This is a genomic window from Tardiphaga sp. GW822-FHT04G09, from assembly GCF_058800725.1.
The window spans coordinates 1-25,880 of the sequence record NZ_JBXAMO010000030.1 but is presented as its reverse complement, the minus strand read 5'-3'; the positions used below and the strand labels follow the sequence as shown (position 1 = coordinate 25,880).

At 60.3% G+C, this 25,880-nt stretch carries 27 protein-coding genes, 2 tRNA genes and 1 pseudogene; 4 read left to right on the top strand and 26 right to left on the bottom strand.

The window, feature by feature from the left end; translation table 11 throughout:
• Positions 1 to 77: 77 nt before the first annotated feature.
• The 11 genes from AC1RLZ_RS29235 to AC1RLZ_RS29185 form a co-directional block, all read right to left on the bottom strand.
• Complete coding sequence (locus tag AC1RLZ_RS29235) at positions 78 to 299, bottom strand: tautomerase family protein (protein ID WP_493191509.1); 222 nt, start codon at positions 297 to 299, stop codon at positions 78 to 80.
• A gap of 43 nt (positions 300 to 342) precedes the next feature.
• Entirely contained in the window at positions 343 to 2,322 is a 1,980-nt protein-coding gene (locus tag AC1RLZ_RS29230) for a flavin-containing monooxygenase (protein ID WP_493191508.1), read from the bottom strand.
• Positions 2,323 to 2,332: 10 nt separating this feature from the next.
• Complete coding sequence (locus tag AC1RLZ_RS29225) at positions 2,333 to 3,166, bottom strand: alpha/beta fold hydrolase (RefSeq protein ID WP_493191507.1); 834 nt, start codon at positions 3,164 to 3,166, stop codon at positions 2,333 to 2,335.
• Positions 3,167 to 3,319: 153 nt separating this feature from the next.
• Positions 3,320 to 4,078: an SDR family NAD(P)-dependent oxidoreductase gene (locus tag AC1RLZ_RS29220; protein WP_493191506.1), complete on the bottom strand. Its 759-nt coding sequence runs from the start codon at positions 4,076 to 4,078 to the stop codon at positions 3,320 to 3,322.
• 11 nt (positions 4,079 to 4,089) lie between these two features.
• A complete protein-coding gene (locus tag AC1RLZ_RS29215; RefSeq protein WP_493191505.1) occupies positions 4,090 to 4,881 on the bottom strand; it encodes an SDR family NAD(P)-dependent oxidoreductase in 792 nt (263 codons plus the stop codon).
• A gap of 83 nt (positions 4,882 to 4,964) precedes the next feature.
• Positions 4,965 to 6,269, bottom strand: coding sequence for an MFS transporter (locus tag AC1RLZ_RS29210; RefSeq protein ID WP_493191504.1), 1,305 nt, complete (start codon positions 6,267 to 6,269; stop codon positions 4,965 to 4,967).
• A gap of 195 nt (positions 6,270 to 6,464) precedes the next feature.
• Complete coding sequence (locus AC1RLZ_RS29205) at positions 6,465 to 7,397, bottom strand: LysR family transcriptional regulator (protein ID WP_493191503.1); 933 nt, start codon at positions 7,395 to 7,397, stop codon at positions 6,465 to 6,467.
• Between the two features lie 690 nt (positions 7,398 to 8,087).
• Positions 8,088 to 8,726 (bottom strand): HD domain-containing protein, encoded by a 639-nt coding sequence (locus AC1RLZ_RS29200; RefSeq protein ID WP_493191502.1) that lies wholly within the window; start codon positions 8,724 to 8,726, stop codon positions 8,088 to 8,090.
• A 147-nt stretch (positions 8,727 to 8,873) separates the two neighbouring features.
• Positions 8,874 to 9,428 carry a 4-hydroxylaminobenzoate lyase gene (locus AC1RLZ_RS29195; RefSeq protein WP_493191501.1) on the bottom strand — a complete coding sequence of 185 codons (555 nt, stop codon included), beginning with the start codon at positions 9,426 to 9,428 and terminating at the stop codon, positions 8,874 to 8,876.
• 39 nt (positions 9,429 to 9,467) lie between these two features.
• Entirely contained in the window at positions 9,468 to 10,211 is a 744-nt protein-coding gene (locus AC1RLZ_RS29190) for a nitroreductase (protein ID WP_493191500.1), read from the bottom strand.
• Positions 10,184 to 11,419 carry an ABC transporter substrate-binding protein gene (locus AC1RLZ_RS29185; protein WP_493191499.1) on the bottom strand — a complete coding sequence of 412 codons (1,236 nt, stop codon included), beginning with the start codon at positions 11,417 to 11,419 and terminating at the stop codon, positions 10,184 to 10,186. The genes AC1RLZ_RS29190 and AC1RLZ_RS29185 overlap by 28 nt, the downstream gene beginning before the upstream one ends.
• A 231-nt stretch (positions 11,420 to 11,650) precedes the next feature.
• Between AC1RLZ_RS29185 and AC1RLZ_RS29180 the strand changes: the two genes are divergently transcribed.
• A complete protein-coding gene (locus AC1RLZ_RS29180; RefSeq protein WP_493191498.1) occupies positions 11,651 to 12,643 on the top strand; it encodes a LysR family transcriptional regulator in 993 nt (330 codons plus the stop codon).
• A 175-nt stretch (positions 12,644 to 12,818) separates the two neighbouring features.
• Here the strand turns inward: AC1RLZ_RS29180 and AC1RLZ_RS29175 are convergent, their stop codons facing one another.
• The 11 genes from AC1RLZ_RS29175 to AC1RLZ_RS29125 form a co-directional block, all read right to left on the bottom strand.
• A complete protein-coding gene (locus AC1RLZ_RS29175) occupies positions 12,819 to 13,976 on the bottom strand; it encodes a DUF6538 domain-containing protein (RefSeq protein WP_493191497.1) in 1,158 nt (385 codons plus the stop codon).
• Positions 13,977 to 14,062: 86 nt separating this feature from the next.
• A tRNA-Phe gene (locus AC1RLZ_RS29170) sits at positions 14,063 to 14,138 on the bottom strand.
• A 159-nt stretch (positions 14,139 to 14,297) separates the two neighbouring features.
• A complete protein-coding gene (gene yacG, locus AC1RLZ_RS29165; protein WP_493191496.1) occupies positions 14,298 to 14,474 on the bottom strand; it encodes a DNA gyrase inhibitor YacG in 177 nt (58 codons plus the stop codon).
• Positions 14,464 to 15,087 carry a Maf-like protein gene (locus AC1RLZ_RS29160; protein ID WP_371422318.1) on the bottom strand — a complete coding sequence of 208 codons (624 nt, stop codon included), beginning with the start codon at positions 15,085 to 15,087 and terminating at the stop codon, positions 14,464 to 14,466. The genes yacG and AC1RLZ_RS29160 overlap by 11 nt, the downstream gene beginning before the upstream one ends.
• 87 nt (positions 15,088 to 15,174) lie before the next feature.
• Positions 15,175 to 15,642, bottom strand: coding sequence for an arsenate-mycothiol transferase ArsC (locus tag AC1RLZ_RS29155; protein ID WP_371422319.1), 468 nt, complete (start codon positions 15,640 to 15,642; stop codon positions 15,175 to 15,177).
• A 6-nt stretch (positions 15,643 to 15,648) separates the two neighbouring features.
• Positions 15,649 to 16,146: a UPF0262 family protein gene (locus AC1RLZ_RS29150; protein WP_371422320.1), complete on the bottom strand. Its 498-nt coding sequence runs from the start codon at positions 16,144 to 16,146 to the stop codon at positions 15,649 to 15,651.
• Entirely contained in the window at positions 16,143 to 17,438 is a 1,296-nt protein-coding gene (gene hisD, locus AC1RLZ_RS29145; protein WP_493191495.1) for a histidinol dehydrogenase, read from the bottom strand. The genes AC1RLZ_RS29150 and hisD overlap by 4 nt, the downstream gene beginning before the upstream one ends.
• Before the next feature lie 103 nt (positions 17,439 to 17,541).
• On the bottom strand, positions 17,542 to 17,994 hold the full coding sequence (locus AC1RLZ_RS29140; RefSeq protein WP_493191494.1) for a DUF2948 family protein: 453 nt from the start codon (positions 17,992 to 17,994) through the stop codon (positions 17,542 to 17,544).
• A gap of 21 nt (positions 17,995 to 18,015) precedes the next feature.
• On the bottom strand, positions 18,016 to 19,305 hold the full coding sequence (gene murA / locus AC1RLZ_RS29135; protein ID WP_371422323.1) for a UDP-N-acetylglucosamine 1-carboxyvinyltransferase: 1,290 nt from the start codon (positions 19,303 to 19,305) through the stop codon (positions 18,016 to 18,018).
• 126 nt (positions 19,306 to 19,431) lie between these two features.
• Complete coding sequence (locus AC1RLZ_RS29130) at positions 19,432 to 20,097, bottom strand: Rossmann-fold NAD(P)-binding domain-containing protein (protein WP_371422324.1); 666 nt, start codon at positions 20,095 to 20,097, stop codon at positions 19,432 to 19,434.
• 38 nt (positions 20,098 to 20,135) lie between these two features.
• Positions 20,136 to 21,071, bottom strand: coding sequence for an SDR family oxidoreductase (locus tag AC1RLZ_RS29125; RefSeq protein ID WP_493191493.1), 936 nt, complete (start codon positions 21,069 to 21,071; stop codon positions 20,136 to 20,138).
• 105 nt (positions 21,072 to 21,176) lie between these two features.
• Between AC1RLZ_RS29125 and AC1RLZ_RS29120 the strand changes: the two genes are divergently transcribed.
• On the top strand, positions 21,177 to 21,839 hold the full coding sequence (locus tag AC1RLZ_RS29120) for a TetR/AcrR family transcriptional regulator (RefSeq protein ID WP_493191492.1): 663 nt from the start codon (positions 21,177 to 21,179) through the stop codon (positions 21,837 to 21,839).
• Between the two features lie 42 nt (positions 21,840 to 21,881).
• Here the strand turns inward: AC1RLZ_RS29120 and AC1RLZ_RS29115 are convergent, their stop codons facing one another.
• The 4 genes from AC1RLZ_RS29115 to AC1RLZ_RS29100 all read right to left on the bottom strand — a co-directional run bounded on the left by AC1RLZ_RS29115 (position 21,882) and on the right by AC1RLZ_RS29100 (position 24,899).
• Positions 21,882 to 22,388: a hypothetical protein gene (locus AC1RLZ_RS29115; protein ID WP_493191491.1), complete on the bottom strand. Its 507-nt coding sequence runs from the start codon at positions 22,386 to 22,388 to the stop codon at positions 21,882 to 21,884.
• Positions 22,389 to 22,616: 228 nt separating this feature from the next.
• Positions 22,617 to 22,925, bottom strand: a complete 309-nt coding sequence (locus AC1RLZ_RS29110; RefSeq protein ID WP_493191490.1) for a UBP-type zinc finger domain-containing protein — start codon at positions 22,923 to 22,925, stop codon at positions 22,617 to 22,619.
• A 20-nt stretch (positions 22,926 to 22,945) separates the two neighbouring features.
• Positions 22,946 to 24,655 (bottom strand): FAD-dependent oxidoreductase, encoded by a 1,710-nt coding sequence (locus tag AC1RLZ_RS29105; protein ID WP_493191489.1) that lies wholly within the window; start codon positions 24,653 to 24,655, stop codon positions 22,946 to 22,948.
• Between the two features lie 34 nt (positions 24,656 to 24,689).
• Positions 24,690 to 24,899 (bottom strand): hypothetical protein, encoded by a 210-nt coding sequence (locus AC1RLZ_RS29100; RefSeq protein ID WP_493191488.1) that lies wholly within the window; start codon positions 24,897 to 24,899, stop codon positions 24,690 to 24,692.
• Positions 24,900 to 25,237: 338 nt separating this feature from the next.
• On the opposite strand from AC1RLZ_RS29100, the gene AC1RLZ_RS29095 reads away from it, so the two are divergent.
• Both AC1RLZ_RS29095 and AC1RLZ_RS29090 read left to right on the top strand, forming a co-directional pair.
• Positions 25,238 to 25,312 (top strand) — tRNA-Thr (locus tag AC1RLZ_RS29095).
• A gap of 241 nt (positions 25,313 to 25,553) precedes the next feature.
• Positions 25,554 to 25,835: pseudogene (locus AC1RLZ_RS29090) on the top strand (integrase core domain-containing protein); the annotation flags it as partial.
• Positions 25,836 to 25,880 lie beyond the last annotated feature (45 nt).

Here is a 25,880-nt window from a genome sequence, read left to right as displayed (position 1 = left end):
CGGATGATCCAACCATCCGAATAACCGCTTCGCGCCCAACAGCAGGCGTTGGCCCGCGCAGTAAGTCCGTTTTTCTCTTAAGTCCCTGATCGTTTGTAGATCGTTTCAGGTTTGGCTATAATTTCTGCCTTTTCGACGAGCTCCGCCCAATCATCTTTAGCGATATCTTCGATACCGACGGAGATCGCCTCTCTTTTAGAGCCGAGAACAGACATTAGGGTTTTGGTCATTTCGTCGGCCAGCATCTGCTTTTGCTCGTGGCTGCGACCTTGATATAACTTCACGGAAATATGCGGCATCTTCTTTTCCTCAAACTGGCAGCAATCTGCCACATGCTTAGAACTAACACTGGATCATTTCATAGTCGGCAGTATTTGCTTTTTCAGTCAGCCGCCAATATTCGAGGAGCGAAAATGGCCAAGTCTGCGATGCCCTACCGAAGCGGTTCTTATACCAGCTCGTGGTTTTCGCCACGCCCCAGGCTTTCGTCAAATTACCGGCATCGACGCGATCATTGAACACATCGAACGGCGCCTGCCGGACATCCATCGCGGCATATCCACCAGCGAGCAATTCGCCAACCGCAGACAGCGCATATTCGACCGCGCATTCCGCTGAGAAAATCGCGCTTCCATTGACGACGACGCCGGTGGTCGGCCCGCCGGTCATGAACAGGTTTGGGAACCCCGGCATGGTGATGCCGAGAAAGGCGCGGCAATCGCCGGCCCACCACTGATGCAGATCCTTGCCGTCGCGGCCGGTCACCTTGATGGGCGTAAGATAGTCGGATGCTTGGAAACCCGTCGCGAGGACGATGATATCGACCTCATGCAGTACGCCGTCGGCCGAGACGATTCCGCGCTCTTCGATGCGCAGGATGCTGTCCGTGACCAGCTTCGTATGCGGCTGCTTGAGCGCGGCGGCCCACACACCATTGTCGCGCAACATGCGCTTGGCGCCCGGCGGATACGTCGGCGTCAGTTTTTCAAGCAAGTCCGGACGGTCCAACAGCTGCGACTTTAAATGCTCGATGCATTCGAGACGAAGGCTTTCATTTGCACGGCCGACCGAAATCGGATGATCCCAGTCCTGCTCGACTTCGACCAGCGGCAGACGCCCCTCTGCCGCGATCCAGAACTGCCAGAAACGAAACCAGCGGCCATAGTAAGGAACGTGACGCAGTAGCCAGGCCATGCCTGACTTGATCTCCTCATGATAGTTCGGTGTCGGCAACATCCATGGAGCGTTGCGCTGGAACACGAATAGTTCGGCAACCTCGCTCACGATGGACGGCACGATCTGATAGGCGCTCGCGCCCGTACCGATCACCGCGACACGTTTGCCACTGGCATCGAGACCTTCGGGCCATCGCGCCGAATGGAAGAGTTTTCCGCCAAAAGACCGCAGCCCAGCAATATCTGGATAAGACGGCTGATTGAGCTGCCCGGTAGCGGTGATGATGGCGTTGAATGCCTCCGTACGGACCTGGCCGTTTTTGTCCCGCGTCTCAATCAGCCAATGTGCGGCTGCGTCCGCATAGGTCATCGAGATCACTTCGGTCTCGAAGGTTACATTTTGACGGATCGACGTCGCGTTAGCGACGGTCGAAACATATTTCTGGATTTCAGACTGGCGCGAGAACTGCTCGGGCCAATCCTGTTTTTGGGCGAACGAATAGCTGTAAGCGAAATTCGGCGTGTCGAGGCGGCAGCCGGGATAGCGATTTTCCCACCACACCCCGCCCACATCGGGGTTCTTTTCAAAAACCCTGTAGCGGACCCCCGCCTGCTCCAACCGGTGTGCGGCTGCGACGCCGGACAGGCCGGCGCCGATCACGGCGACCGAAAAGTCGCGATCCGGCGCAATATCGGACTTATGCCAGTCGGGCGCACCGATGTCGCAAGGCAGTGCGAGTTCGTGCTTCAGCAAAGGCAGATATTCGTCGCCGGCGTCACGCGCGAGAAAATTCATCGCGCGCACAAGTAATGGTGCCGCCGGATCGGGAGGCGGCGATCCGCAGTCCCGGTAATCGATCAGAGCGCGAGTAATAAGTGCCCGCGCTCTGTCCTGCGCCTCCGGGCTTAGCCCCCCCTGCGGCTTGATCGACGCTCCCATTTTCGAAGGCGGCGGCCGCAAGTCCTCGGCGATCAGCGAGTCATTGTCGGTGAGAACTGCCAGCGCCGCCAACAGCGCTGGCAGATCGGCATCGACCACGGCACGTGCGATCTCTTCATCGCTTGCGACAATGGGGTCGACGTGATCAAGCTTGCTCACGCCTTCCAGCTGGGATGCTGCGACGTGTTGGGGGCTGGCGAGATTCATCATGGCTATCCTAGGCAGTGAAATGCGAGCGAACGAGGTCGACGACCTTGTCGGGGCATTCGATATTTGCCTCATGGCCTGCATCGATCGTCATCGACGAGATCAGGGGCGACAGCTCGGCGAGCTTGGCCGCCCAACCCTTCTCCAGCAACGGATCCCGAAGGCCCTCGACGAGCACCGACGGCACTTTGGTCTTCGCCAGCAGGTCGAGATAGTTATCAGCGGGCGGCGTGCGCTGGACTGACGGGTTCTTCAGCCGCGGCGCCATCAGTGTTTCCCAATGACCGGCAATGAGGCTATTTTCGTGCCGTTGCCGAATGTGATCACCGAGCCCGTCGGTGGAGCCGGCGATCAGTTCGGTGAGCTTGGTCGCTGCTTCGATACTCGGCGTATAATCGGCCAGCGCCTCGATCCCCGACTGCAAGCGATACGGGCCGCCAGATCCGGACAGTGACATCGCGCGGCGGATATTCCATGGATTTCCCGGCGCGACGGTCGCGCGCATGATTAGTGAACCGCCAAAAGACGAGCCGAGATAGTCTGCACGCTCGATCCCGAGTTCGCGGACGAAACCGGCGATATGCGGAATGCGCGCCGCATAGGGTGAGCGATCGAAATAGACGACCTTGTCGGTCCCGCCCCAACCGAGCAGCTCCGGTGCCAGGATGTGATAGTCGCGACCAAGCGCGCCTAGGATCCCCTCCCAGCACAATTGCGCAGTCGTTCCGAACGCCCCGTCATGAACCAGAACGAGCTTTGGATTCGAAGGCTCGCCCGCTTCCAGATAGCGGGTGTGGAACCCACCCGCGACGACGTGTTTAATTCTGAATTCTGTAGAACTCATATCCGTCCCTTTGGTTGACCCCGTCATGGGCAATGTCTACTTGCGCATAACGCGCCTCGACTGACTCTTACTCGTCTTCGCGACGCCTGATCCGCGTCAAACGGTGATAGTTGATATCGCCTTCTCTGATATCGGACGCAGATCGCTGCGCGCTTAGTTCATCACCGATCCGCCATCGACGGACAGCGTCTGGCCGGTGATGAAATCGCTTTCCGATGACGCCAGAAACAGCAGCGCCCCGATAAGATCGCCAGGCACAGCCTCACGCTTGATGGCGCGCGAGGCGACATTGTTCGCCAGCACGCTGCCGGACCAGCTCGGATTGGACTTCATCGCCTCGCTCATAGTCAAACCGGGCGCGAGCGCATTCACGCGGATGCCGAATTCACCGAGCTCGCGCGCCGCGGCACGCGTCAGCGAAATGATAGCGCCTTTCGACGCGACATAATGAGGAAGTCCGGGCGAGCCCTTGATCGCCGTTCCGGAGGTAAGATTGATGATCTTTCCATAGCCGCGTGCTTTCATCGGGCCAACCGCGCCCTTGATGCATTCGAAGGTGCCGCGGGCATTGACCGTCATGACCCGATCCCACTCTTCGGTGCTGACATCGGTCAATGCGCTCAACTTGATTGAGCCGGAGATCGCCGCATTGTTCACCATAATGTCGAGGCGACCAAAGGACGCGACCGCTTGGTCGATAAAAGCTTGAACTGACGTCGACGACGTCACGTCGAGGCTGACGCCCTTAGCGGTTCCGCCGGCTGCGCGGATGGCTTCGCAAGTCTGTTCGGTCGATGCGAGATCGCCAACCAGAACGGAAGCTCCCGACTCCGCAAGTGCGACGGCGAAAGCTGCGCCAAGCCCCTGCGCCGCGCCGGTCACTGCGGCCACTTTGCCCCGCAGATGTGTCATCTTCGGTCCCCTCAAGAAGCTGTTGCTCCACCGTCCACGGGAATGACCGCGCCGGTGATGTAGCTGGCGGCGGGAGACGCCAGCAGCAGCGCCAGTCCTTTGATCTCATCGGGCATGCCGAGACGTCCCATCGGCACATCGCTGCTGAATCCGGCAGCGACCTCGGGATCATGAAGGCGTCCGTTGCCGATATCGGTCAGGAGCGCGCCGGGGGCGATCGCATTCACCGTAACATCGCTCGCAGAGAGTTCGATCGAGCTCTGGCGCACGAGATTGCTCACAGCGGCCTTGGTGGCGGCATAGGCGTAGCCGCACATCTTCTCACCGCGCACGCCTGCGATCGAGGCCGTGACGATGATCCGGCCGTAACGCTGCTTGACCATATGCGCCGATGCCGCACGGATGGTCATGAAGACGCTGGTGAGATTGATCGTCAACAGACGATTCCATCGCTCCATATCGGTATTGGCGAGGCGGCCCGCTTCGGTCAGCGGCCCCGATCCCGCGGAGAGCCCGGCATTGGCGAACACGATATCGAGCCGGCCATGGGTTTCCGCGACCTGATCGATGGTCCGGGTCAGCAGATCGACATCGGCGACATCGAGCACCTGGCCGACGACATCGAGACCCTGTGCCGCGAGCCGCTCCGTTGACGCGGCGAGCGCCTCTGGATCGATGTCGGTCATCACGACCCGCGCTCCCGATTGAGCGACAATTTCAGCCATCGCGAGGCCCAGCCCCTTCGCCGCGCCGGTGACGAAGGCGATTTGTCCCTTGAGATCGAACATCATGCTGCGATCCATGACGGCTCCTTGATTGATGCGAGATGAGGGACCTACCGAGGCGGCAGAGGCTCGGCAGATCGCGATTGACCGGTGAGCCGCAATTAGGTTGCGGAACGCGCCTTCGTCTCGATCACGGAAAACGATCGTCCCGCGGTTTCGGGAAGCAGCAGGGCTGCGATCACGCAGATCACGGCCGCCCCCAACCCGGCCAGCATGCCGCCGGCAATTCCGCTGGTCGTATGCGTGGCGACCATCGGGACGACGAACGGCGCGATGCTGCCGATTCCGCGGCCAACCATGTAGATGGTCGAGACGGCGGAGGAGCGGAGCTCTACCGGATAGAGTTCGGAGAACCAGCAACCGAACATGCCGGCAGCCGTCTGGCCGACGCCCCACAGCACGTACCAGGCGAACAGCGGCCATGCGATTAGCGAGCCGGGAAACGCCGTGCCTGCCGAATAGTAGATGCCGATAAAACCGACGATGCTGATCAGGGTCGGAAATACCACACCAACCTTGCGGCCTAGACTGTCGGTAAACCAGCCGAAGATCAGGAAGGCTGCGGCGAGACCGCAGGAGAAGACGATGGTCACGGTCCGGATCGCTTCAGACTCGGCGCCGAGCGAGCGCATGAAGGCCGGCATGAAGACCGTCACCGAATAGAATGCGAACATGTAGCCGGACACCACCAGGATGCCGAGCAGCGTATAGCGCAGTGAGGCTCCCTTGAAGATCTCGATCAGCGGACTCGAAGCCTGCGCCTTTTCCGGCGGCAGTTCGCCGGCGGCGCGCATGCGCTCATATTCGAGCCATAGCTTGGATTCCGGCATCCAGAAACGGACATAGATCATCAGGACGATAGGTGCGCCACCGGTCAGGAGCGCGACGCGCCAACCCCAATCCGGGCTGAACGAGCTCAGCGCCCAGACAGAGACGATGGAGGCCGCGGCGATGCCGCCGGTCGATGCCGCCTGGATCACCGAACTGCCGAAGCCGCGGCGTTTCTTGTCCCAGACTTCGTTGAACAACACGATGCCGGCACCCCACTCACCGCCGAGGCCGATGCCAGTGATGGCGCGCGTGACTAGGAGGGAATTGAAGTCCCAGGCGAAGGCCGACAGGATTGCGCCCACCGAAAAGAGGCCGAGCGTCCAGAGCAACGAGTTCTTCCGGCCGACGCGATCGCCCAGCCATCCGAACAGAACGCCGCCGATCACCGAACCGGCCAGAGTGACCGTAGTAATGACGCCCGCTTCCGTGAGGCTAAGATTGAGCGACTTCTGAATGGCGCCCATGATGAAGGAGATGATCAGGATATTGTAGAAATCGAGCCCATATCCGAACAGCGTCGAAAACAAAACGCTGTTCTTCTCCTTCTTCGTGTAAGCCAATGATGGACTTTGCATTCACGCTTCCCCCTTTTTGATCGTTTTTTGCCGCGCTAGTTGGACGCGGCTGGGTGTCTCGCCGACATCCCGACGCCATCAGCGATGACGACGAGAGCCCACGCGACAACTCGTTGGCCGCAAACTGCACCTCAGTTCCCGGCGGGGAAAGCATGCGCTAGGTGATAGGAGCTATCTTGAAACCTGATGGTTAAGTTACGCCTGCGGCGCGCTGACCGAGCGCCATAGGCCATCGACAATCCGCAATTCAGCTTCAATGGCCGCAATCAGCTGACGCGCCGCAGCATTCGGCGGCCGCCGCTTGTCATAGACAAGGTAGAGATCGAAAGGGATCGCTGGGCTCGCGACCGGATAGATGTAGACGCCCGACGGTCCCGGCTCGCGGCAGAGCGAGATGAACGGCGTGAGCACGCCCCAATCCGACGAGCTCGCCAGCTCGAACGCGCCCGCGGTGCCGTTGATCTCGATCGTTCTCGTCGGCTTCAACAGTCCCTTCGCAATGTAGGACTGAACCAGCGCGCCAAAGCTTTGGTTCTGGCCGGGCAGGATCAGCTTCAGATTGTCCATCTTGCCGAGATCGCATGGGCGAAACGGCGCGCCGTTCAGCGGCGTTCCAGACATCAGCACCACATGATCGCGATAGATCAGCTTCTGAATGAGGCCGCCTTCTTCGGAAGGCCTCACGCCGAGTGCAAAGTCGACATTGCCTTCGCGGACCCAGTCGACCAGCGTGCCGGTGTACGCTTCGGAGATCGTCAGCTCAACGTCCGGATAACGCTCCATGAAAGGCAGCAGCACCGAACTGAGAATTCCCCGGTTGAACGAACCGGGGAGCCCGACGCGAACGATCCCCGACACGACCGACGTCTCGCTGGCGCCAGTCAGCTCTTCTTGGGCCAGCGCGAAATTGCGCGCGATCGGAATGCAGCGCTCGTAAAATTTGCGCCCGGCATCGGTCGGCTCGACCCCACGCGACAATCGGTTGAACAGGAGAACGCCGAACTCGTCCTCGATCCGGCGGATCTGCATGCTGAGCGCGCTCTGCACCACATTGGCTTTGGCAGCAGCTCTGCTGAAGCTTCCTTCCTCATAGACCCACATGAAGTAGGAAATTTGTTTCAGATCCATTTTAAGCTCCTGCAGAAAGAGCTATAGGCGACTTGGGCCGGCCGTAAAAGACGCTCTGAGTGCGTCTGCGTCTTACTGCCACAATGTTCCCTTTGCGCGAATAGCGGTCCGACGGCGTCTTCGCTCGCGCTGTTGACAGCTGAGATTTTGTGACCAGATATGGAATTTGCATACGGACGGCTTTATCGTGGTCGGCGCAATACGGCAGCACGATAAAGTCTTGGGTACCGTGGGGACGTGGTTATATGCCAAGGGCACCGCGAAAGCTCGGCGCAGCCCCCCCCTCTCGAACGCTAAGGCCGCCTATCTGGAGTTGCCTGGAGCGTGCTCTATAACGGAAAGGCCTTCGACGCCCACAGACTTGAGGTCGAAACCATCGAGGCCCTCAACCTCCAAATCAGTTCGCGATTGAGAAGCTGCATGGAACGGATCAATCGACGTGCCCAGAGCCTGGTGGCGCAAATGGTTACTCGAAAACCTGTCCGCTAATGAGGCCAAAGGTGCGTGCGTATCCGCAGCAAGGCAACGGCCCGCGAGCCAATCAACAGGCCGGATACATATCAGCGACTTCCGCTAAGCGGCGCGAGAGGTCTTGCTCTATCAGACACCAGCGGAGAAGTTCGCGACTCGTGCAGCGATCGGTTGAGTCCACCACCAAAAGGCAAAACTCAACAGCAGCTCGATCGTCAATCAATGATCCCATGGAGAATGAAAGATAACACTACAAAGGTCGACCCTTTGGAACGTCGGGTCCTTATAGGCCAAGATGTCGTCGTTGAACGTGCCGAACGTCGTGCTTGGCCGGTCCTTCATTCCTTCGTAGAACGAATTTATCATCGCATTTTTGAAATCGGCGCCGCGAGGATAAGCCGTAACGACCGCCTGACGTTGCTCGTCGGTGAAGTCCTTGTATCCGCGACCGGCGACATCCATTCCTGCACCAACCTGCACTAGGGATATCTCCGGATGCATGTGCTCAGGAATGCCGGGTGTCGTATGCAGAGCGATCGCGTTCCACACTTTCTCGATGTCGGCTCCTGGAATGTCGTAAGTCAACAAGAAGTCTCGCGCTGCGTCAGCGCCATCCACTTCGAAACGACGCTGACTGTTGTGGTAGGGTGCAGTCAGGCCAACATCGTGAAACATAGCCGCTACGTAAAGAAGCTCGTTGTCGTACTTGAGATTCTGCCGTTGTCCCGCGAGAGCGCCCCAGAAGAACACGCGACTGGAGTGAAAGAACAATAGGTCGTCTTCCGTATCACGAATGAACTGCGTGACGTCGCGGGCGAGTTTGCTGTCGGGGATTACAATGCCGGATAAGTCATTCATTGCGATATAGCTCCCTGCTTATGCAAGCTTGTTACATCGATGTCGTTTTGGCTGCGAGCGAAGCGAGAAGAATTGCTGAGCGCGGACCTGGAAGCTGATCGCTATTTGATAGTAAGCATCCATGAGGCTGTTTGCCTCGTTTACGCTTTAGTTGCTACCCGGCTCAGCCGGGGCGTCAAAGTCGTACGAAATACGACCCGCCGGAAGATAGAAAAGAGCAATGAGTGCCCCCCCTTTGACTTCTGGGTAATGGCGAGAGCCCGGATCCGGTGCGGTCCAGCCTGGCCCCTGCCAACCCTGCAAGCCCTTCAACTCCGCACCAGGATCGATCGGGATAACCATATTCAATTCCCCATAGGGGTGCCCGTGATATTGCCCCCGCAGCACCCCGTCATCATCCTCGTCTTTGAAAGTTCGCGGATCCGTGCTGTCCATGTAAACGGCCGTTATACTGAAATGGAACGTCTCGGCAGATGGCTCCGCGATACGACTACGTCGATACTTCGGACCCTCGACCTCGATATTCGCCGCCCACCCTTCTTCGACGCCGAGTTTGATGAGCCGTGCCAGATCCTTGTAGGTCTCGCTGTCCTGGCCGTACTTGGAGTTCAGCCATACCTCCATTTCAGCACTCGGCGTCATATCCTTGACTTCCCGCAGAAATGAAATGCTCTGTTTGATGAGTTCGTCACGGTTGCCCATTAGCGGTGTTCTTTCTTTTTTGAAGTGCTTGACTGCTGCTCAATCCGAGAAACCGGAGAAATCCGCGAACTCGCTGACCTCGATCTTCGGCATCAAGCTTCCAACTAAGATGTTGTCGTCATGGGCAAAGCCGAGAGACATGCCGCACGCGACTATCTGTTCATCAGGTATCGGCAAATGCTGGCGCAAGATGGCATGGTATTTCGCAAATGTCTCCTGAGGGCAGGTTTGTAACCCCCTCGCGCCCGCAGCGAGCATGATGTTCTGAATGAACATCCCTAAGTCGAGCCAGCTTCCGACCTCCAGACGACGGTCGATGGTAATGATCATGCCGATAGGTGCGCCGAAGAATTGGTAGTTCATCGAGGTCTGCCTAGCACGCCCGATCGCGTCGGCCTGCGCGATACCAAGCGCGCCGTAGAACAGCCGGCCGAACTCTTCCTTTCGCGATAGAAACGGTTGGGGAAGTACGGCGGCATAGTAATTATACTCTGAGGTGTGCTGCTCGCGCGCGTTCTCATGGGCGTGGAGCAGCGCGGCGGTGACCACTTCTTTTTTCCTGCCGGACACCAGATATACCCGCCACGGCTGGATATTTCCGCCACTCGGTGCATAGCGCGCAACGTCCAGAATGCTCTCGATTAGTTTTCGCGAGACCGCACGATCCGTGAAGGAGCGGTTCGCAAATCGCCTTTTGATGACCGCATCGATCGCATCGCGGCGTTCTCGCCCAGTGAGTGACGGCCCCAACGCGTTCACTTCTTCGCTCCTGCGAACGGACATGCTCCATCCTCCATTGGTCTGAACGCTTCGTCACCTGGGATCGTAGCAAGGTAGCTGTAGTAATCGAAGCGCCCCTTAGATTCGGCCGGCCCTTTCACCTTGAATAGATACATATCGCGGACCAGGCGGCCGTCCTCGCGGATGTGCCCATCCTTCGTCATGAAATCGTTGACAGGCGTCGCTTTCATGTTTGCAACGACCGTAGGACCGTCAATCGTACCGGCAGCCTTAATCGCCTGGAGGTAGTGCATAACGGCGCCGTAGGTCCCTGCATGGATCATCGTGGGTACCTTCTGCGTCTTGTCGATGAATCGCTTCGACCAGGCGCGCGTCGCATCGTTGAGATCCCAGTAGAACGCGGAGCTGAGAATGAGGCCTTGCGCGCTTTGCAAGCCAAGACTGTGAATGTCGGCAATGAAAACCAGAAGACCGACAAGCCTCTGGTTTCTGGTAATCCCGAAGTCGCTCGCCTGCTTCACCGCATTAATGAAGTCACCACCGGCATTGGTGAGTGCGATTGTGTCTGCACCGGAGGATTGCGCCTGCAGCAAGAACGATGAGAAGTCTGCATTGTTGATCGGATGCTTGACACTACCAACGACCTGGCCGCCCGTCGCGCCGATGACGCGCCGGCTGTCCAACTCAAGCTGGGCGCCGAGCGCGTAGTCGGCGGATAGAAAATACCACTTCTTTGCGCCGAGCTTGGCCACGGCTTTCGTCGTCCCTTGCGACAAAGCGTATGTGTCATACGTCCAGTGAATGCCTGTCGGCGAACATTCGTCACCGGTGAGTCGCGATGTCGCAGTTCCGGTTGCGAGAAAGACCTTTTTCCGCTCGCGCGTGATGCCCTGAACCGCCAACGCAGCCGCTGAGTTGGGGACGTCGAGGATGGCTTCAACATGTTCATTGTCTAGCCAGCGCCGTGTGACCGCCGCAGCCACATCCGCCTTGTTTTGGTTGTCGGCCGAAATGATTTCGACCTTACGGCCGAGCACGTTCCCTCCGAAATCATCAACCGCCATCTGCGCCGCCACGACGGAGCCCATCCCGGCATTGTCCGCGTAGAGCGAGCTCATGTCGGACAATACGCCGAGACGCAGCGGAGGCTCGCTTTGCGCCTGGACCATTCCGGCCGACGAAAGCGATGCAGCGGCCAAAAGCCCAAGGCCGTGTTGCCAACAAATACGCACCGTGCTTCGCTTGATCATCCTGACTGCCCCTTTGCCGCGTGACAGCCGAATTAATGCCGCTATCACTCAATGACGGAAGTGAAACTATTGCAGGGTAATGCTGAAGCGCATTCATATCGCTCCGCCGACGGGGCGCAGGCCATTGACCTCACTTATTTTTCCGCGATAACGTCTGGGATCAGGCCCGCCGTGAGCGAGGTCGCTCGCCAGAAACAAGTGCCCGAGCTCATTATTTAGGCGTTCTAAAATATGGTTGTCGGCTTCAGCAACCTCGACCTCAATCTGCTTCGTGTGTTCAACGCCGTGATGGAAGAACGCAGCGTCCTTCGCGCGAGCCAGAAGGTCAATTTGAGCCAGTCTGCCGTCAGCCACTCGCTCGCGCGCCTTCGCGATTTGCTTGAGGACGAATTGTTCGTCCGGACCGCCTCGGGAATGCAACCGACCGCCAAGGCCATGTCGATGGCCCCGATCGTGCGTGAATCGCTGCGATCTCTGGAGGTGATGATCGAAGCTCCCAACTTTGACCCGCAGACGTCGAGGAAGCGGTTCACCATCGCGGCCAGCGACTCGACCACAATGATACTTGCGCCGACGCTTCTCCGTCTTTTGAGAGCCGAAGCACCTTTCATTGATTTGGTCATCAGACCAGTCACACGCATCGATCTTGCCGAACAAATTGATCTTGGCAGGATCGACGCTGCCGTTGGTACGTTTTCGGCACTGCCAGGACGATTCTGTTCCAGCCTTCTGTTTGAGTATGACGATGTATTGGTCACTGAGGCGCCTCGCGAAACCGTCGCCACATTGGAGGCGCTCGCGATGACGCCGATCATCGTCGTCTCTTTCGGCGGAGAGCAAGAAGGAGCAGTCGACGGATTCCTCTCCGAGCGAGGCCTTGCGAGGCGATCTGAAATGTTCGATCGGGTCTCTATGGAACGAGCGTTTCACGATCGCGAGACGTCTCCTCGCATTGCGATTTCGCTTCCGCATTTTTTGGCGGTCCCGGCTCTTCTCATCGGAACGGACGTCGCAGCAATTGTTCCGCGTCCGCTTGGGGCGCTATTCGCAAAACAGCATGCGGTTTCGGTGCATGAGCTGCCCTATACTACATCGCAAGTCGAAGTTAGGGCTTTATGGCATCAGCGATCTGACGGCGACCCAGCTCAGGAATGGCTTCATCAAATGCTCAGGCGCGCAACGGATCATCTGAGAGCGGCGGCTTCTCAAAGTCGCGACATCTGACCGTAGCCTGCCAACGCCTCGGCCATTTAAATCGGCGGGTAGGCTGCTCAAACGATTGCGTCAATTGCTCGTGTTGTGGGCGACTTCAGCCATAGTCGCCCAACGGCCGACATGATCGGCGACTGACCGATGTCGTAAAAGCGACCGACACTACGGTGTTGCAGTAGACGTTACCTCAGCACCACGATTCATCGTGGGCGCCACTTCCGGCACGGTCCCTGAAACGCCGTAACGTGATCCAAGCAGTGCGATCAGAAGTCCCGCGAGCAGCATCGGAATCGAGGCGCATAGAGGATGTCCTGAGCCGACAACTGATAGGCCAGCATTGCGCCAATAAGCAGTGGGCCAGCTTAGCCTCCTCGTCGGTGAAGCTTCGCTTCTTCTCACTCTGCTTGCTTCGAGTGTCGAGTGAAATTCCATCAGCAACATTCGAGCTCAGCTTCTTATTGGCGACGCCCCACTGAAGGATCGCCCGAACCGGCGCGAGTTTGGCATCCTGGATCGTCTTGGGCCGAAGACCCTCGGTCAACATCGCTTCTTTCCAGCGAACCATGTCATCGCCAGTAAGGTCCCGAGCGTTGTCATGCTTTAAGAACGCGACCAGCTGTTTCACGACGCGTGACCATTCATACAACGTCTTCTCAACAGGACGGCGCTCTTTGGCCCAACCGTCAACCAGATCGTTGAATGCGAATGGATCCTGAGACGGCAATGAACCTGAGATAGGCGAGCTGCTCGCAGCGATAGGCAGCGCCGCACTAACGCCTTGCGCAAGCTGCTGCAAAGCGACACTGGCACGCTGAACCGCAGCTCCGATCGCGCGAGCCAATATCCTGTTGTCGCTACCGGCCAGCCGAAGGCCGACATTTGACGCGCAGCTATCGGCCCATTCTAGGCACCACCGCTCCATTTCTCGGACCCGTAGCTCGTCCCTATCCACGACGATCTCAGCGGTGTCGTAGAGGAACTCGTAATTCGCCGAGATCGGACTGGGCTGAAAAAGCCGCGAGCCTAGATCTACGCGCCAATCAGTTTGTTGGCTCGGATTTTCCAGATATCGCTGCAACCATCTGTCGTAAAATGGCGCGGCCAGATGATGCGCCTCACGCTCGGTCAGGCTTTTCTGGCCGGATCTGAGATTGGCCCATTTCGCCTCGATTTCGGCCAAGGCGGCGGAATGTTTCACTTTCGCTAGCGCGGGATCCTTGGTCCCGAGCGTGCGAAGCTCCTCTCGCTTTCCCACGAGCGTAATGAGCTCGTCCGGAACGCGTTTTCGCAGCCAATAGATACCCGTTTTGGGGTGCTTCCAAGGACGTGACATTTGAAGGGGCATGTGTATCACCCGTGTGTATTACCGGGTAGCCCTCAAGTCATTGTTTTCACTGAATTGTCTTTGGGGACAAAGGCTTAGGAAGCCTATGGTGCCCAGGGGCGGGATCGAACCACCGACACTGCGATTTTCAGTCGCATGCTCTACCAACTGAGCTACCTGGGCGCCGCCCCGGATCAGGTCCAGGGAGCGCCGGTTTATAGTCAGGCAAATCGGCCATGTCCACCCGCCCGATGGCATTTCTGTGAACGAAGATTTTGCCGTCAAAACAATGGGAAATAGCCGCCTCGGACTGACCTGGGCAGCGCGGCCCACCCGTCGCCCCTATTCGGCGTCCTCGTCATCCGTCGCTTTGCCGGGAATCGCATAGGAGCCCGACAGCCAGCGATTGAGGTCGACGTCGCGGCAGCGCTCGGAACAGAACGGCTTGGATGCCTCGACAACGGGCTTGCCGCAGATCGGGCATGGCTTTTCGCCGGATTTGGACGCCTTAGCTTGCATTCAACCAACCGAAACGGATCGGGAAGCCCTCGCCGCCGAGGAGCGTGACGGTCTCGTAGAGCGGCAGGCCGACGATATTGGTGTAGGAGCCGACCATCTTCACCACGAAGGAACCGGCGATACCCTGCACGGCGTAGCCGCCGGCTTTGCCGCGCCATTCGCCGGAACCGATATAGGTACTGATGTCTTCCTCGTTAAGGCGCTTGAAGCGCACCCTGGTCTCGATCAGCCGCTGCCGGAAGCTTTCCTTGGGGGTGACGATGCAGACCGCCGTGTAGACGCGGTGGTTGCGGCCGGACAGCAGCCGCAGGCATTGCGAGGCCTCATCGACCAGCTCTGCCTTGGGCAGGATGCGGCGGCCGACGGCCACCACGGTATCGGCAGCGAGGATGAACGCGCCACGCAGTTCGTCGTCGAGCTGGACCGATTTCAGCGCGGCTTCGGCCTTGGCGCGGGCCAGGCGATTGGCGCAGGCGCGCGGCAGCTCGCCCCGCTTCGGGGTCTCGTCGACATCGGCGGGACGCAGCGCATCGGGCTCGATCCCCGCCTGATTGAGCAGGCTGAGACGGCGTGGCGAACCGGAGGCAAGAACGAATTTGGGACGGCCGAGCATGCGATGTGATCGATCTCAATCAGAACCTTGGAAATGCGCGCGGAACCTATCGGAAGCCCCCTGCTTCGACAACCGCGCACGCAGCATTTAGCCGCTGGCGGCGCCGCCTTTGGCGAAACGTTTGCGAATCCGCAGCAGCAGCCCATCGCATACCTCGCGATAGGCGGCCAGTTTCTGTTCACGATTACCTTCGGTTCCCGTGGGGTCCACCGTCGGCCAGTATTCGACATCCGCTGCATCGGTGCGCGTCAGGTCCAGCGCCTTGTGATGCGCCTCCGGCGACAGCGTGATGATGAGATCGAAATTGAGCCCTTCCCAGTCCTCGAGTTCCTCGAAGGTCATGGGCTTGTGCCGGGAAATATCCTGGCCGAGCTCGGCCATCACGGCCACCGCGAAGGAATCCAGCTCGCCCTTCTTCACCCCGGCGGATTTCACATAAAGCGCCTGCGGGAACATCTGCTGCAACAGGCTGGCGGCCATCGGCGAGCGGACGCTGTTCTGGCCACAGGCAAACAGTACCGCCTGCGGCGTGCGCGCGCGTGGCGGCGCGGCCATGCGCGGCTACCCCTTCCAGTGAAGGACGGAGATCAACGTGAACAGCCGCCGTGACGTTTCGAAATCGACGCGCACCTTGCCGGCCAATCGTTCCTGCAGCGTGCGCGAACCTTCGTCATGGATGCCGCGGCGTCCCATATCGATGGCCTCGATCTTGTCGGGCGTGGCCGTGCGGATCGCCTGGTAGTAGCTGTCGCAGATCATGAAGTAGTCCTTCACGATACGGCGGAACGGCCCCAGCGACAACAGATGCGCCACCACGGGCGAGCCGTCCTCGCGGCGGATGTCGAACATCAGCCGACTGCCGGTGATGCCGATATGCAGCGCAAATGGGCCGCCTTGCGCGCCTTCCGGCGCGAACAGGTTCTGCTCGATCAGGTCATAGATCGCAATCGCCCGCTCGTGCTCGATATCCGGCCCGGAACGTCCGATCGATTCCTCATCGAGCGTCACCGCGACGATGCGGTTGCTGCTGTCGTCCTCTGGTGGAGGGGTGTTGCTCATCGCAAATTGAGGCGCAATCCGACTGAACGTGCGTGGGCATCGAGGCCTTCGGCCTTGCCCAGCGTCATCGCAGCCGGTCCCAGCGCCCGTAGCTGATCCGGCCCGCACTTCAGGATCGATGTTCGCTTCATGAAGTCAAGTACGCCGAGACCCGATGAGAACCGCGCCGAACGCGCGGTGGGCAACACATGGTTGGAGCCGCCAACATAGTCGCCGATCGCTTCCGGTGTATACCCACCCAGAAAGATCGCGCCGGCATTGCGCACCTTCAGCGACAATGCCTCCGGATCGGCTGTCATGATTTCGAGATGCTCGGCGGCAATGGCGTTGGCCAGCGGCACGGCGTCATCGAGCGTCTTCACCAGAATGATCGCGCCATATTCGTTCCACGACGCGCGCGCGATATCGGCGCGCGGCAGCGTGGTGAGCTGCGCTTCGACAGCGCGCTCGACATTGTCGGCCAGCGCCTTGCTGTCGGTAATCAGGATCGACTGCGCGTTGGCATCGTGCTCCGCTTGCGCCAGCAAGTCTGCGGCGATCCAGTCGGCATTGGCAGTGTCGTCGGCAATGACCAGCACTTCTGAGGGGCCAGCAATCATGTCGATGCCGACCTTGCCGAATACCTGCCGCTTGGCGGCGGCCACATAAGCGTTGCCTGGGCCGACGATCTTGGCCACCGGCGCGATGGTCGCAGTGCCATAGGCTAATGCAGCCACGGCCTGCGCGCCGCCGACACGGTAGATTTCGGACACGCCGCCAAGCTTCGCTGCGGCCAGTACCAGCGGATTGAGCTTGCCGTCCGGCGACGGCACCACCATCACCACACGCGCAACGCCGGCGACCCTGGCCGGCACGGCATTCATCAGGACCGACGATGGATAGGCCGCGGTGCCGCCCGGCACATAGAGGCCGACAGCCTCGATGGCGCTCCAGCGCCAGCCAAGCTCGACGCCTAGCGCATCGGTGAAACGGTCATCCTTGGGCAGCTGGCGCTTGTGAAACAGCTCGATCCGGTCGCGGGCGAATGTCAGGGCATCCACGGTCTCTGCATCGCAGGCCGCGACGGCGGCATCGACCTCGGCCGGGGTCACGCGCAGAGCGGAGGCCTGGAGGTCAAGCCGGTCGAACTTGCGGGTGGCTTCCAGCAGCGCTGCGTCGCCACGGCTGGCAACGTCATCGACGATGGCGCGGGTGGCAGCCTCGATATCGGCCGCGACTTCGCGCTTCATCGCGAGGAAGGCATTGAAGCGCTGGGTAAAATCGGCGCTGGCGGTGTCGATACGAATTGGCATGATGGTGTTCCGGCGGGGCCTTGCCGGCCAAGGCCCCCTGCTCAATGGCGCGGCGGCAAAGTGCCGTCAACCCTGTGCTGCTATGGAAAGAATGAATGACGGATCAGGCATCCAGGCCGGAGGCCTCGGTGCCCGCCTCGGCGTCGCTGGTAAGGTCGTCGGGGCCCAAGTCGGCAAGCTCGCATTCCAGACATTCGACGTCCAGCCGAAGGGCCCCCCCGCCGGCAAAGATCAGGACGACGCTGCCGCCAGGAGGCTCGGCGGCATGGAATTCGAGGCCGAGCAGTTCCAGCGCGATATCGGGCGTGTCGAGATCGATATCCCGGGACTTGCAGGCCAGCACGCGGTCGAACCGCAGCGCCGAGACCAGCCTGCGCGGCGTGACTTCACCTGAGATCGTCTGATGCCAGTCGAGCCGGCTCATGCCGACCACCAGGCGCTTCTCGCTCTGGCGCCAGATGATGTCGCCGACGCTGACGGCCGCATCCTGAACATGCGCGGAAATCACCGCGAGGTCGTCGGCATCCAGTGCAATCAGCTTGCGTTGACCCGTCACGACGACCTCATATGAGAGAACCTAGCCGCTGATGCGCTCGATGGTGGCGCCGCAGGCGGACAGCTTTTCCTCGAGCCGTTCGAAACCGCGGTCGAGATGATAGATGCGGTTGACCATGGTCTCGCCTTCCGCGACGAGGCCGGCGATCACCAGCGACACCGAGGCGCGCAGATCGGTTGCCATCACAGGCGCGCCGCGCAGCTTGGCCGTGCCATCGATGGTGGCGGTCTCGCCGTCGAGATGAATCCGCGCACCGAAGCGGGCGAGCTCCTGCACATGCATGAAGCGGTTTTCGAAGATCGTCTCGGTGATGTGCGACGAACCCTTGGCCGTGGTCATCAGCGCCATCAACTGCGCCTGCAGATCGGTCGGGAAACCGGGGAATGGCGCCGTCGAGACGTTCACCGGCTTGATGCCGGCGCCGTTGCGGGACACGCGAATGCCGTCATTGTTGGGCGTCACCGTCGCACCGGCTTCGACCAGCACGTCGAGCGCTGCCTGCAGCAATTCCGGCCGAGCCCCGGAGAGCTGTACATCGCCGCCGGTCATTGCGACGGCCATGGCATAGGTGCCAGTCTCGATACGATCCGGCAGCACGGTATGGCGCGTGCCATTCAGCTTGGCGACGCCCTCGATCTTGATCGTCGTGGTGCCGGCGCCGGTGATGCGCGCGCCCATCTTGTTCAGGCAGTCGGCGACATCGACGATCTCCGGCTCGCAGGCCGCGTTCTTGATAGTGGTCGTCCCCTTGGCCAGCGTCGCGGCCATCAGCGCCACATGAGTGCCGGAGACGGTGACCTTGGCGAAGTCGATCTCGGCGCCCTTGAGGCCGCCGGGCGCCTTCGCAATCACATAGCCACCGTCGATGGTGAGTTCGGCACCAAGCTTCTCCAGCGCCATGATCAAGAGATCCACCGGGCGGGTGCCGATAGCGCAGCCGCCGGGCAGCGACACCTTGGCTTCGTGCATGCGCGCCAGTAGCGGTGCGATCACCCAGAACGAGGCGCGCATCTTCGAGACCAGCTCATAGGGCGCTGTCGTATCGATGATGTTGGCGGCTGAGATATGCAGGGTCTGGCCCTGATATTCATGGTCGCCCGGACGCTTGCCGGCCGACATGATGTCCACGCCGTGATTGCCGAGAATGCGCTGCAACTGCGCGACGTCGGCCAGACGCGGCACGTTGTCGAGAATCAGCGTCTCGTCGGTCAGCAGACCGGCGATCATCAATGGCAGCGCCGCGTTCTTGGCGCCCGAAATCGGGATCGTGCCATTGAGTTTGCTGCCGCCGACGATGCGAATGCGATCCATACCGATTCCCGCTGATTGCTGTGCCCCGGTTATAGGGCGGTTGGCCTGTTTAAAGCAAAAGCTTTGAAATTTGCGGCTTTTCGATGAGGCCGGCAGCAAATCTGTAAAAGGGCCGAATCGGCCCGTTTATGCTCCAACCTGATTGATATCAGGGGTCTCCAGAATGGGCTTCGGATAACCGTTACGAACCACCCGGATCATGGCGCGGCCGAGCTTTTCGGTTGTCGTGACATAATTCGGAGCGATCCGGTTCAGCAACGACCATAGCGGCCCGGTGCCGGTGTAGATCGCCTGTACCCAGGCGGTCTTGGACCTCACACCATGCAGCGGCTGGATGCCGCCGGGGCGGAACATGTAGGCGGCCTTGAACGGCAGCTTGAGCAGGTCGTTCTCGGTCTTGCCCTTGACCCGCGCCCACATCACGCTGCCCTGCTCGGTGCTGTCGGTGCTCTGACCGGTGACATAGACGAAAGTCATCGCGGGATTGAGCCGCACCAGCGTGTTCGCGACCGCAAGCGTGATGTCATAGGTGATCCGGCGATAGTCCGGCTCGCTCATGCCAAGCGAAGAGATGCCGAGGCAGAACAGGCAGGCATCGTAGCCTGTCAGATCAGACGCGATTGCCGACAGATTGAAAAAGTCACTATGCGAGATCTCACGCAGTTTGGCATTGCTCTGGCCCGTCGGGCTCCTCCCGATGGCGAGAACCGTTTCGATCCCCGGATCGAGCAAGCATTCGCGTAGCACGCCCTGCCCGACCATGCCGGTGGCGCCGAAGAGGATGACTTTCATCTGATTTCCCGTTGCACCGTCATTGCTGCGTCCCGAATTCATGCAGCGGCCGCGACCTGATCGAACGAGACGCAGGTCAGCGCAGCAGAAACGTCCCACAGACGCGCCGCCACGGCAGCGTCCTTGGCCCGCGGCATGATCTCCGCGGCAGCCGGCGGACCTTTCAATTCGTAAAACCCGCTGGGTCCATAATACCCGGCCTTCTGAGCGTGCGGAGAGGTCGCAGCAAACAAGGTCGGCAATGCGCCATTGGCCGCGGAATGGCTCAGCGGACGCGACAACCAGCTTCCGAGCCCCATCAAGCCACCGCTGCCGGGACCGTTCGGAACGAGATCGGTGAGTGCATAACCGGGATGCGCGGCATTGCCCATCAGGCCCCAGCCCGCGGCATCACTGCGCCGCTGCAATTCGATGGCGAAGATCAGCATCGCCAGCTTCGACTGCTGATAGGCTTTCCACGGTTTGTAGAACGTTGCTCCCTGAAGATCATCGAAATCGATGATGCCCGAACGATGCGCCAGACTGCTGAGACTGACCACCCGCGCAGCCTGGCTGCGGCGGAGCGCCGGCAGCAGACGGGCCGTTAGCGCGTAGTGCCCGAGATAGTTGGTACCGAACTGCATCTCGAAGCCGTCGGCCGTTGTCCGCCGCGCAGGTAGCGCCATCACACCGGCATTGTTGATCAAGAGATCAAGCGAGCCATGCAGCGCATCGAAACGTCTGGCGAAGTCGGCGACAGAGGTCAGGCTAGCAAGATCGAGATGCTGATAGCTGATCAGGGCGTTCGGCACGCGTGCGCAGACGGCGTCCAGAGCTTGCGCGCCTTTGGCGTCGTTGCGGCCTGTGAGAACCACTTCGGCACCCGCAGCGGCCAGCGCGACTGCCGTCTCGAAACCCAGGCCCCCGGTGGCGCCGGTCACGACCGCGAGCTTCCCCTCCAACGCCGGGATATTCCTGGTGGTCCAATCGCTCATCCTTGTCTCCCCACATCCGAGCGGCGACGCAAACGCCCGCAGATGGCTAAATGTGCACTGAGTGCAAATTTGCAATAGGTGCAGGCTAGCCTTATCTTCAGGCTGATGAGCACAGCCAAGCCCCTGAAATCAAAACCGAAAAGCGCTGCCGCCGGCACAGTGTCGGCCGGCGGACTGCGCGAACGCAAACGCGAGCAGACCCTGCGGCGGGTGACGGAAGCAGCGATGAAGCTGTTTCTGGCCAAAGGCTACGAGGCCACCACGCTGGACGATATCGCGGCCGCCGCGGAGATTTCGCGCCGCAGCTTTTTCCACTATTTCGCGTCGAAGGAAGATGTCGTGGTGGCGTGGCAGGATCGCAGCGCCGATGCCCTGACCGCTGCCATCGCCGAACGCCCTGCCGATGAATCGATGATCACCGCAGCGGAAAACGCGATCCTGACCATGACCCGGCACCTCAACCCCGAGGACGCCATCGCCATTGCCCGGCTGAAGCGCGAAACGCCGGCACTGCAGGCGCGCGAGCAGGTCAAATACGAGAAGATGGAACGCGCAATGGCGGAGGCGCTTGCAGCGCGCGCCAGCGACAAGACCGGTCAGACGCGGGCGCGGCTGGTGGCGATGATCACTACCGGTGCGATCCGGATCGCGAGCGAGAACTGGCTGACCGAGGGCGCGCGCGAAAAACCGGACGTGCTGGTCAAGCGCATGTTTGCGGATATCCGGGCGGCCCTCGACGAGCCGCCCGCACGCAAGGTGAAAAGCTGACGGATGAGCCTAGCCGCCAGCTGTGGCTAACCGCTTGCGCGGTCAGGCGAAGCTGCCCGGCAGCGGGCGAAACTTCTTCACCGCGGCAACGATCACGACGATGAAGAACACCAGCACGATACCCTGAACGATCGCAAAAGGCGGCTCGCTGGGCGGCACGCTCGGCGCCAGCACGTGCAGCGGCGGGACCTTCAGGAAGCTCTGGATCACCAGCACGAACACATTGAGATAAAGCGAGGTCATCGCCGTCAGAACGTAGATCCAGCGCCACGAACCGGCGAGTTTCCGGCCGTACAACGCCAGGCAGGCGATTGCCAGCAGCACCAGCGAAATGATGCCGACGACATGCGATGGCAGCAGCTTCTCGACCGGGAAAAAGAAGCCGGTCACGCTGGTCAGGATCGTGGTCAGCAGAAACAGCGCCGTCCAGCCGCGCATCGGATTGGACTTCAAGAGGCCGACCATTGCGACCAGGCCAGCGACAATGCCGATCAGGCTGATCACCACATGAAGCAATGTGAACGTTGCCAAGCTCATTCCCAAAACCATGATACACCCCTGCTTCAGAACCCTTGAAAAAAAGCTACAGCTCGCCGCGGAAACTAGCCAACTGTTTTTTGGCTGATACTCATCATTCAAGTTTGATTTTTTGCCGTCGCGTCCGGATATGAGGGCTTTGCGCCCGCCGGCGCTGTCCTGTCGCGCATTAAGATATCCACCGTGTTGGCAGCGTCCGTGCGAACGGCCCCTCGACGAGGCCGCACGGCAATCAGGCAATTAGTAGTAGCGCGGAATCGGCCCGTTGTGCGGAGTCTTTCGATCCGACAGATCGAACATCACTTCATCGACATAGCACCAGCCCCAGCCTTCCGGCGGATCGTAACCCTCGATGACCGGGTGTTTGGTAGCGTGGAAATGCTTGGTGGCGTGCCTGTGCGGGGAGTCGTCGCAACAGCCGACGTGACCGCAGGTCCGGCAGATCCGCAAATGCAGCCACATACTGCCCGTCTTCAGACATTCCTCGCAGCCGAGTGCGCTCGGCGTAACGTCGCGAATGCCGGAGATATGGGTGCAGCCTTTGGACATGAGGATCTCCCGTTATCAGCTCAAAGGGTCGGCGTGGCCGTATCGCCGAGAAAACCATGCAGCGCCGCCACCACCTGGGCGCCCTCGCCGATCGCTCCGCCGACGCGCTTCACCGACCCAGAACGCACATCGCCAACGGCAAAGACACCGGGCACCGACGTTTCCAGCGCCTGCACACTGCGACCATTGGTGGGAATACCGGTGATGATGAAGCCGTGACGGTCGAGCGTGACGCCGCAATCCGCCAGCCATTCGGTGGCCGGATCGGCGCCGACGAACAAAAACAGGTTGCGGATATCGGCGCTTGTCTCTTCGGCGGACAAACGGCTGCGGGTACGGACGCGCTCGAGCCCGGCCTCATGCGTGCCTTCGAGCGCAACGACTTCGGTGTTGAATACCAGTTCGATATTCGGCGTCGCCTCGATACGCTCGATGAGGTAGCGCGACATGCTGGCACCGAGACCCCCGCCACGGATCACCATATGCACTCTGTTGGCGTGACCGGCGAGAAATACCGCGGCCTGTCCGGCGGAATTGCCGCCGCCCACCAGGACGATCTCCTGCTCCTTGCACAGCCGCGCTTCGATCGGCGACGCCCAGTACCAGACACCACGGCCTTCGAAATCAGCGAGGCGCTCGATATCCGGCCGGCGATAGCGTGCACCCGATGCGACCACGATGGCCTTGGCGCGCATCACGTCGCCATCGTCCAGCGCCAGCGCGAACAGGCCATCTTTACGTGAGCAGTCCAGCGACTTCACCGCCGCGGGGATCATGATATCGGCGCCGAATTTCTGCGCCTGGTTGAACGCACGTGCCGTCAGCGCCATGCCGGAAATGCCGGTGGGGAAACCGAGATAATTCTCGATCCGCGCACTGGCGCCGGCCTGTCCTCCGAATGACTTGGCATCGCACACTGCAATGGACAGCCCTTCGGACGCGCCATACACCGCCGTGGACAGGCCGGCAGGCCCGCTGCCGACGATGGCCACGTCATAGGTCTTGCCCTTGGCGATATGGCTAATCATGCCCATGGCGCGGGCGAGTTCGGAGAAGGACGGATTGCGCAGCACCGTGCCGTCAGCCACCACCACCAGCGGCAGATCCTGCGGCGACGGCGTATAGCGCACGATCAGGTCGGCAGCGTCCTTGTCCACCGCGGGATCGAGCAGATGATGCGGATAACCATTGCGGGTGAGGAAGCCCTGCAGGCGAATGACATCGCTGGAATTGGCCGCGCCGATAAAGGCTGGACCACCGGCACCGCCTTGCAGGAGATTCACCCGGCGCAGGATCAGCGCGCGCATGATGCGTTCGCCCAGATCCGCTTCCGCGATCAGCAGTGCGCGCAGCCGTTCCGGCGGAATCAGCAGTGTCTCGATATCGCCTTCAGCATGACCGTCGACCAACGCGACGCGGCCCGACAGTTGCGCGATCTCGGCCGCGAACTGTCCGGCGCACTGATCGGCTATCGGCGTGATGCGACCAAAACCATCGCGCTGGGTGATGGCGACATGTCCTGACAACACCACAAACATGCCAGGACCGGGCTTGCCGGTCTCGAACAGGCAATCGCCATCCTTGAAATGCCTGATCTCACCGAAGCGGCGCATCCGTTCGATCTCTGCAGCCGTCAGCACAGGAAAGGTCTGATCGTGGCGCGGCAGCGCGACGCGTGGCGCATAGACCGGCAACTCGGCGCTGGATGATTCCTGGGATTCTGACGACATTTAAACTCGCATGCTCACGCGGTGGACGATGCCATCAATCCCGATCGGGATCGGCGGGTCTTGAACATAAGTCCTGTATCTTATCGGCATCCGGTGACGCCTCGGCGGCGGAATGATCAGCAAGACTGGCGCGGCCGCGCATTTGCGCTTTTCGGCGCTTGAGATTTTCGCGCAACGCCTGGCGCAGCCTGTCCTGACGGGCAGTTGCACTTTCCTTGGCGGGTTTGCTCGGCGTATCGGTCATGGGCTGTTATGGTCGATCGAATGGCGCGTACAGATGCGCCGGATTGGATCCTGTGACCCATACATAACCAGCTTCAGCGCGTCAGACGAGATGATCGACTTTGCGGTGATGATCCGGGCGATAAAGGCCCTGCAGCTGGTTGGCGAAGCCATGGGGAACCGGATCGGCCGGCAGCTGGCGAAGCTCAAGGCGGCCACAACCACAGCGGGTTGGCCACAGCCGATTATAACAATGATGCATTCGGAGTGTCACCCGCGCTTGCGCCGCCCGCGACCTTGTGGCAAGGATCGCCCCGCTTGGTAGGCGGCGCCCTTGAGGCTGATTCCTGCACCCAGCTTGCTGCCGTAGCTCAGTGGTAGAGCACTCCATTGGTAATGGAGAGGTCGACAGTTCAATCCTGTCTGGCAGCACCATTCCCTTCGGCCTGCAAGCCATTGTTTTTCCTCCCAAAACCCTTGATTTTACTCCCCGGCCAGCTCAGCTGGATCGACCGTTTTGGGCCGGAACGAACCGTGAAAAAGTGTGCGAGCTCGCACAAATCTCGCACAGATGTTCTCAGTATGTCTCGCTCGCCCTCCCGTCGATGCTTATGGTAGCGAGATCCGCCGATCCATTCGATCGGCAGGACAACGGCTGCATTGCCGCATGCGGCGCTTCAACGGGCGCCTGCGCGACGAACTCCTGAACGAGACGTTGTTCTCGTCCCTCAACCATGCCCGCGAAGTCCTTGCCGAATGGCAGGACGACTACAACACCGTCCGCCCTCACAGCGCGATCGGCAATCTTCCACCGGCTACCTACGCCAAGCTCTACGCGTCCGACATGCAACGGGACGGGCCGCATGAACTGATATGGGGCTCCGCGCCCCGTCCCGTTGCATCACCGAGCCACACAGGCTCAAATGTGACGTGCCCCCGCCAAATTAGGCCAGTCTGAACTGGAATTTTCCAATTATGATCCCCTGACGGGGACGAGGAGAGT